Source organism: Siminovitchia fortis (genome assembly GCF_007681465.1).
Classification (GTDB): Bacteria; Bacillota; Bacilli; order Bacillales; family Bacillaceae_C; genus Siminovitchia; species Siminovitchia fortis.
Genome location: NZ_VEKZ01000095.1, coordinates 1 through 6,847, shown reverse-complemented (window position 1 = coordinate 6,847; position 6,847 = coordinate 1). Strand labels below are relative to the sequence as shown.

The following is a 6,847-nucleotide window of genomic DNA, read 5'->3' as shown; positions in this document are numbered from 1 at the left end:
GGTACATTAAGCAGTATAATAATTTTTACTCTTATTGTCCAAGTTCATTTAGGGGCTAAATAGGGAGATCTTGATGAGGAAGGGTCATTTAAGGTGATTAAGAAGGCTTTAAGAGAGCGATCATAACAATAACTTGGTCAAACCATGTTAAAAAACAAAACCCGGCCATTATATTGAGCATACTGATTTGATATAGTGGTCGGGTGTTTTCTGTCATCTATAATACAAAATATTGATTCGTCTTCAGACATTTGATTAGATTAAAATCCATTCAAACGTGCTAAAATATTTCCGTTTATATTCAAATATTAACTTTGAAAATATTACGGGAACTCTCGTTCCTGTTCTTTTTTATGCTATCCTATTTATAGAAATCCCCCCGTAGCGATTGCACCACTACATATCAAGGATGTGGTACAATGTCCCCAATAACACTGGTCAAAGAAAAACCCGCCTCTTACACGAAACATGATCAACTCTTCAAGCAGCTTATTCACACGTTTTTCAAAGAATTCTTAGATGCATTTTTCCCGGAAGTACATGACAATATTGATTTTCAATCAATTAAACCACTGTCTGAGGAAGTCCATACCGATTTGATCAAAGGGAGCACACGCAGGCTCGATGTGGTTGTCGAAACAAAATTGAAGGGGACGGATGTCGTTATTATCGTTCATATCGAACCGCAAAGCTCCGCCCAGCCGCATTTTCACGAACGGATGTATCAATATTTCAGTCTATTGTACAATAAATACCGCAAGCCTATCATTCCCATCGCTGTATTAACCTATGATGAAAATTGGGAAGAAAATGAATATACGATGTCATTCCCATTCTTTCATGTATTGACATTTAATTTTATGACGCTTCATTTGCGCAAACAGAATTGGCGGGCATTCATCCATTCAAATAACCCCGCGGCTGCCGCCCTGCTGAGCAAAATGGGTACTCCGAAAAGGAACGGATTCAAGTAAAAATTGAATTCCTGAAAATGATGGCCAGAATGAAACTCGATCCTGCGCGACAGCGGCTGATCTACGGATTTTTCGAAACATATTTAAGGCTCGATGAAAAGGAGGAGGAAAAACTGATGGAAGAAGTCAAAAAGCTGCCGGAAGCTGATGTAATTTTAGAATTGCCCATTTCATATGAAGAAAAAGGGAAGGCAATTGGACGGAAAGAAGGGAAATTGGAGGGAAGAAAAGAAGGAATTTTTGAAGGAAAAAGAGAAGTTGCCCTGCAAATGCTAAGAAAAGGATTATCCGCAGGCTTGATTGCTGAAGTTACCCAGCTGAATAAAGAAGAGATTGAAAAGCTTCGCAAGGAGCTGTAAACCCTTCTGATCTTCTAATGTGAAAAGCTTTTGCATCTATATATATCTGAGGAGGAAAACAGTGGAAAAATCTAAAAAACAGCCCTTTGAGAATGAATTTATGGAATTACCCATTTCATATGAAGAAAAAGGAAGAATGGAAGGAAAGAAAGTAGTAGCACTCCAAATGCTGCAAAAAGGTCTGTCCATTGATTTGATCGTTGAAATTACCCAATTGGATAAAGAGGAAATCGAAAAACTTCTAGACAAACTATGAGGCCCTGTCAAAAATAGGAGGACATTGCCGCTCGATAGCAATGTCCCCCCTGGTTTCAACTAATTGGTCTCAACACAGCCCTCACCGGGCTCCCATCCGCCCCTTCAATGGAAAGCGGCAAAGCGATCAATTCGTAGTCGCTCGGTTCCACATCAGACAGCACGATGTTCTCCAAAATAAAGACGCCATTATCGTTAAGCGAGTGGTGGGCATCCATTGTTTTGCTGTCGACTGCATCGACGGAAGGGCTCTCCGTTCCAATCAGGCGGATTCCCTTTTCTTTTAGAAAAGGGCCGATATTTTCGCGGAAAACGGTGTATTTTTCCGGAAATCGGTTTAAGTCCCTTCCATCCGTTGTTTTAAGAAGCAGCCGGTCCACTCCTTCCAAGTCAAACCGCTCCAGTTCTTCTTTTCCGACCATTTCACACCCTGTCACATCAACAACCCGTGCTCGCCCAACATACAAATTGAGATCCAGCTCGTGCACTTTCTTCCCGTGCTCGTCAAAATGATACGGGGCATCAACATGCGTCCCTGTATGGACACTTGTTGTAAATTGGCCGATGTTCACGGAGCCCGTTTGCTCCTTCGTAAAACTAAGCCTGAAAGCAAACGGCGTGTCCCCCGGCCAAACGCCGATATCATTCGTCAATGGCTGCGATATGTCGATCCATTTTCGCTCTTCCACTTTTTCCACCGCCTTAGTTAACACTTATCCTTTTATAATCCCTAGTGTATTCAAAAATACTAAAACAATCGTAACCGGCACAACCCATGTCATCAAGACGCGCCAAGAAGAGTACAAGCCCGCTGAACCCGATCCGTTCAATTGGAACTCTTCTTTTACAAGCGCTTTGTCCATTCGGTGAATAATGAACAATGCAATCAGAAGGCTTCCAAATGGCAGCATGATGTTGCTGACAAGGTAGTCGGTCGCATCGAATACGCTTTTTCCAAAAATCGTGAATTCCGCCAGGCTGCTTGAAGAAAGTGCCGCAGGAATTGCTGCAATAATGATGACCAATCCGGCAATCCAGGTAACCGGCTTCCGTGAACGCTTTCCGTTCGCCGTGAATGCGGCTACAATAATTTCGTACAAGCTGAATGATGATGTCAAAGTGGCAAATAAAAACAGAATCAGGAATAGACTTAAGAATAATTCACCAAACGGCATTTGTGCAAATACCGAAGGCAGTACGATGAACAGCAAGCCAGGTCCTTCGGCAGGTTCATATCCGAACGCAAAGACGACCGGAAAAATCGCCAGGCCTGCAAGCAGCGAAACAAAAATGTTCATTCCAACGACTGATCCCGCAGAAGAAGTCAAACTGACGTCCCTTTTTAAATAGGAACTGTACGTCACCATACACGAAAAGCCGACTGCAAGCGAGAAAAACGACTGTCCCAAAGCGTATAGTATCGATTCACCTGTTATATTTGAGAAATCCGGTGCCAGGAAGAATTTGACCCCTTCCATTGCCCCGTCCAGCGTCAAAGCACGAACAACAAGAATAATAAAGAAGATGAACAAAAGCGGCATCATGTATTTATTTGCCTTTTCGATTCCGTTCTGGACTCCCATGGCAATGACTAAAATATTAATCAATGAAAATAGCAGCAATCCCAAAAGGGTCACCCCCGGGCTTCCGATGACAGAACCGAACAATTCCGGATAATTGGCGCCGTCGCCAATCACCTTGCCTACAACGGACATTCCGGTATAAATCAACACCCAGCCGCCGACAACGCTGTAAAACGAAAGCAGCAGGAAACAGCCGAGCACTCCAAGCCTTCCGACCCATACCCAAAAACTGTCCGGAGCCAGCTTTTTATAAGCACTGATCGCTTCAACACCGGACCCCCGTCCGATGATAAATTCAGAAACCAGCATCGGAAGTCCGATTAATAATGTAAATGCGACGAAAATGAGGAAAAAGGCTCCTCCCCCGCTCATACCCGTTACATAAGGAAACTTCCAAATTGCGCCAAGCCCGATTGCGGCACCCGCCGAAGCCAAAATAAAGCCCAGCTTGGATGACCATTGATCTTTTCTCTCCTCCATTGCTCTTCCCCCTGCTCTAAACCGTCTGATTATTTTTTATCTAAAACCATCACCAGCCCATATGCGCCAGTGATGGTTGCAAAACAGCCTTATAACTCAGTTCTCAAATCCCAAAGTTCAGGGAAAAATCGATGATCCAACACTTGCTTTAAGTAGTTGACCCCTGAAGATCCGCCGGTTCCCACTTTGAAGCCGATGATCCTTTCAACGGTTTTCATATGGCGGAAACGCCACTGCTGCAGCCAGTCTTCGATGTCGACAAGCTTTTCGGCAAGCTCGTACAGGCTCCAATATTTGTCCACATTGCGGTACACTTCCCGCCAGGCTGCTGCTACCGTAGGGTCGCCGGCGTACACTTTTGAAAAATCACGGTCCAACAGTTCCGGATTGATATCAAACCCGGCGCGGGCCAGCGCCTTGATAGCCACATCATAAATGCTTGGAGCTTTAAAAGCCAACTCCAGCGCCTCATGAACTTCCGGATCTTTTTCATAGATTTTTAAAATATGGGTTGATTTATATCCGAGCGCAAATTCAATCAGTCTGTACTGATAAGACTGGAATCCGGATGCCTGGCCAAGGGAGTCCCGGAACTCCAAATATTCGGCCGGTGTCAAAGTTGACAGGACATCCCATGCCTGAATGATCTGCGTCTGTGTTTTGGACACACGTGCCAGCATCTTAAATGCAGAATGCATCTCGTCTTCATCAATCGCTTTGATGGCAGCTGTCAATTCGTGCAGAATCAGCTTCATCCACAGCTCACTCACCTGGTGGATAATGATGAACAGCATTTCATCATGATGATCGGACAGCCGCTTTTGGCTTGATAAAATTTTATCCAGGTTCAAATAATCCCCGTAGGTCATGTTGTTTTTAAAATCGGTATGGATTCCCTTCTCGCTGTCTAGCTTTTTATAAAGCTCTGATATGGACTTTGACAATGTTGTCTCCTCCTTTTAATTTTGTGAGCGCCTTCATGGGCGGCTATAAAACAGGGACGTCCGGCAGAGCCGGCCTCCATCCCTGCTATGCGACAACATCACGTTTATTTTCAAATTTCTTGTACTCTTCATTTTCCATGATTTTTTTCAAAATCTGGACAACCTGCCACACTTCCTCAAAAGTATTGTATAGTGCGACTGGCGCCAGGCGGATCCCGTTCGGCGTACGGAAATCCGGTATGACGTTGTTTTCCTTCAATGCTTTGCAAATCCTTGCTGCTTCTTGGTGTTCGAGGAAAATATGGCCGCCTCTTTTTTCATCATCCCTAGGATTGGCCACAGTAAAACCAAACCCGCTTAGTTCGGCATCAATCAACGTCATCATATACTCGGTCATTTTCAGCGACTTTTCGCGGATTTTTTCAATGCCCGCTTCCTCGAACATTTCCAGAGACCCCAATAGCGGTGCTGCGCTGAGCAAATGCGGTGTCCCCATTTGCATTGATCCGGCATCAGGTGCCGCCGTCAATTCATGCTCCATGTCAAACTGCTTATTTTTATCTGAACTGAACCAGCCTGCAAGCCCAGGGCTCGTTCCAAAGTGCTTCTTGTTCACATACATGCCGGCAACCGCACCTGGCCCGCCGTTTAGATGCTTATACGTACACCAGAAAGCGAAATCCACATCCCATTCGCTCAAGGAATGGGGAACGGAACCGATGGAGTGGCACAGATCAAACGCAATCAAAATGCCGCGTTCGTGTGCAGCTTTCGTCAAACGTTCCATATCCAAAATCTGTCCGCTCCTGTACAGGACGCCTGCCAGAACAATGATCGCCACTTCATCCGTCATCGCCTCAATGATGTCGTTCTCATCAAGCGTCTGTCCGTCCCGGCTTTTTACCTGGATCAAATGCTCTTCGGGATCAAGCCCGTGGACCCGAAGCTGGCTTTTGATCGCATAAATATCCGTCGGAAAGTTCAGTTCATCCGCTAAAATTTTCGTCCTTTTCCCATTAGGCTTATAAAAAGTCGATAAGATTTGATGCAAATTGACGGTTGTGGATCCGGTTACAATCACTTCCTCCGGATCAGCACCAATCAATGGAGCGCTCATTTTACCGAGCTTTTCTGAAAAATAAAACCATGGATTGTCTCCTTTTAACCAACCATCAATTCCGAACTTCTTCCATGAATCAAGCATGGACAAAAGTGATTCTTCTGCTCTTTTTGACAATAGTCCAAGAGAATTCCCGTCAAAATAAATCGTTCCGGGATGGATGTAAAATTCATCCCTGTATTTCTTCAGTCCGTCCTCTTGATCTAACTGTCTGGCATATTCTCTTGATAATGTCTCAGCCATTTTACCTACTCCTTCGCCCCTGAATTTTCAGTATAAATTTACTATAACCGAATCGAATACTGCTAGTCAATGATATTATGTCAATGACATTATATCATCATTTTGATTGCCTATAAACATAGAACGCGGTAAAATATTGCTAAACTGAGAGAAGGAGCGAATAGGATGGACGGCTCTGAACAACTATCCAAGCGGCAGCTCCAGGCGATGCGGACGAGGGAAAACCTTTTGAATGCGGGCCGCGAGGTCTTTTTGGAAAACGGTTTTCAAAAGGCGACTATGACGCAGATCAATAAGCTTGCGCACACGGGTTACGGCACTGCATACGTCTATTTCAAAAATAAAGACGAGCTGTTTACGGAATTGATGGAAACGATCATGAAAAAGATGTATGACGTCGCCGGCCTTCCTTTCAAGCCCCGCACCAAAGAGGAAGCGTTCGCACAAATTCTAAAGCAGACACGCCTTTTCATGCAGTCAGCCTTGGAAGAAAAGGAAATGATGAAGGTTGTAAAAGAAGCGATCGGTGTTTCGGCAATCGTTGAAGAAAAATGGAATCACATCCGCGCCCGTTTTATCGAAGGAATTACAAAGGATATTCAATTTGTCCAGGAAGCAGGATTGGCAAACGAAAAGTTTGACGCCTCCCTGATCGCAAAGGGATGGTTTTACATGAATGAACAGGTCATGTGGGAGCTTGTCCTAGGGGAAATTGAAGAAAACTTGGATGCCGTCTCTGAAAACCTGGCGGAGCTCTATACCGGGGGACTTTATAAATAAGAAAAGCGGAAGGCGCCCGTTTAGCGACGTACAAACTGGAGCACTCCGTAATGAGATAAAGGATAAGGAAAGGCGGAGAGTGCCTGCTTATCGGCGACAAGCATAAGAC

General features: G+C 44.6%; 8 protein-coding genes. 4 read left to right on the top strand and 4 right to left on the bottom strand.

Annotated elements, in window-relative coordinates:
* The first annotated feature begins 419 nt into the window (after nt 1–419).
* The 3 genes from FS666_RS20585 to FS666_RS18555 all read left to right on the top strand — a co-directional run bounded on the left by FS666_RS20585 (nt 420) and on the right by FS666_RS18555 (nt 1,589).
* Nucleotides 420–974, top strand: a complete 555-nt coding sequence (locus tag FS666_RS20585; RefSeq protein ID WP_306463603.1) for an Rpn family recombination-promoting nuclease/putative transposase — start codon at nt 420–422, stop codon at nt 972–974.
* A gap of 116 nt (nt 975–1,090) precedes the next feature.
* Entirely contained in the window at nt 1,091–1,333 is a 243-nt protein-coding gene (locus FS666_RS20580) for an Rpn/YhgA-type helix-turn-helix domain-containing protein (RefSeq protein WP_306463602.1), read from the top strand.
* 61 nt (nt 1,334–1,394) lie between these two features.
* Entirely contained in the window at nt 1,395–1,589 is a 195-nt protein-coding gene (locus tag FS666_RS18555; protein WP_144463694.1) for an Rpn/YhgA-type helix-turn-helix domain-containing protein, read from the top strand.
* 55 nt (nt 1,590–1,644) lie between these two features.
* Here the strand turns inward: FS666_RS18555 and kynB are convergent, their stop codons facing one another.
* From kynB to kynU, 4 genes are all read right to left on the bottom strand, one after another.
* The gene (gene kynB / locus FS666_RS18550) at nt 1,645–2,277 is read right to left on the bottom strand and encodes an arylformamidase (protein WP_144463695.1); all 633 of its coding nucleotides are present in this window, start codon (nt 2,275–2,277) and stop codon (nt 1,645–1,647) included.
* A 24-nt stretch (nt 2,278–2,301) separates the two neighbouring features.
* Nucleotides 2,302–3,651 (bottom strand): sodium-dependent transporter, encoded by a 1,350-nt coding sequence (locus FS666_RS18545; RefSeq protein ID WP_120072249.1) that lies wholly within the window; start codon nt 3,649–3,651, stop codon nt 2,302–2,304.
* An 89-nt stretch (nt 3,652–3,740) separates the two neighbouring features.
* Nucleotides 3,741–4,520, bottom strand: coding sequence for a tryptophan 2,3-dioxygenase (gene kynA, locus FS666_RS18540; protein ID WP_244943965.1), 780 nt, complete (start codon nt 4,518–4,520; stop codon nt 3,741–3,743).
* Nucleotides 4,521–4,680: 160 nt separating this feature from the next.
* On the bottom strand, nt 4,681–5,958 hold the full coding sequence (kynU, locus tag FS666_RS18535) for a kynureninase (protein WP_144463696.1): 1,278 nt from the start codon (nt 5,956–5,958) through the stop codon (nt 4,681–4,683).
* 165 nt (nt 5,959–6,123) lie between these two features.
* Between kynU and FS666_RS18530 the strand changes: the two genes are divergently transcribed.
* The gene (locus tag FS666_RS18530) at nt 6,124–6,738 is read left to right on the top strand and encodes a TetR/AcrR family transcriptional regulator (RefSeq protein WP_144463697.1); all 615 of its coding nucleotides are present in this window, start codon (nt 6,124–6,126) and stop codon (nt 6,736–6,738) included.
* Nucleotides 6,739–6,847: the final 109 nt, after the last annotated feature.

What these genes read in the sequence shown, in the direction of transcription:
- FS666_RS20585 (WP_306463603.1), top strand. Translation starts at nt 420, where the DNA reads ATGTCCCCAATAACACTGGTCAAAGAAAAACCCGCCTCTTACACGAAA.
- FS666_RS20580 (WP_306463602.1), top strand. Translation starts at nt 1,091, where the DNA reads ATGGAAGAAGTCAAAAAGCTGCCGGAAGCTGATGTAATTTTAGAATTG.
- FS666_RS18545 (WP_120072249.1), bottom strand. Translation starts at nt 3,651, where the DNA reads ATGGAGGAGAGAAAAGATCAATGGTCATCCAAGCTGGGCTTTATTTTG.
- kynA (WP_244943965.1), bottom strand. Translation starts at nt 4,520, where the DNA reads ATGACCTACGGGGATTATTTGAACCTGGATAAAATTTTATCAAGCCAA.
- kynU (WP_144463696.1), bottom strand. Translation starts at nt 5,958, where the DNA reads ATGGCTGAGACATTATCAAGAGAATATGCCAGACAGTTAGATCAAGAG.
- FS666_RS18530 (WP_144463697.1), top strand. Translation starts at nt 6,124, where the DNA reads ATGGACGGCTCTGAACAACTATCCAAGCGGCAGCTCCAGGCGATGCGG.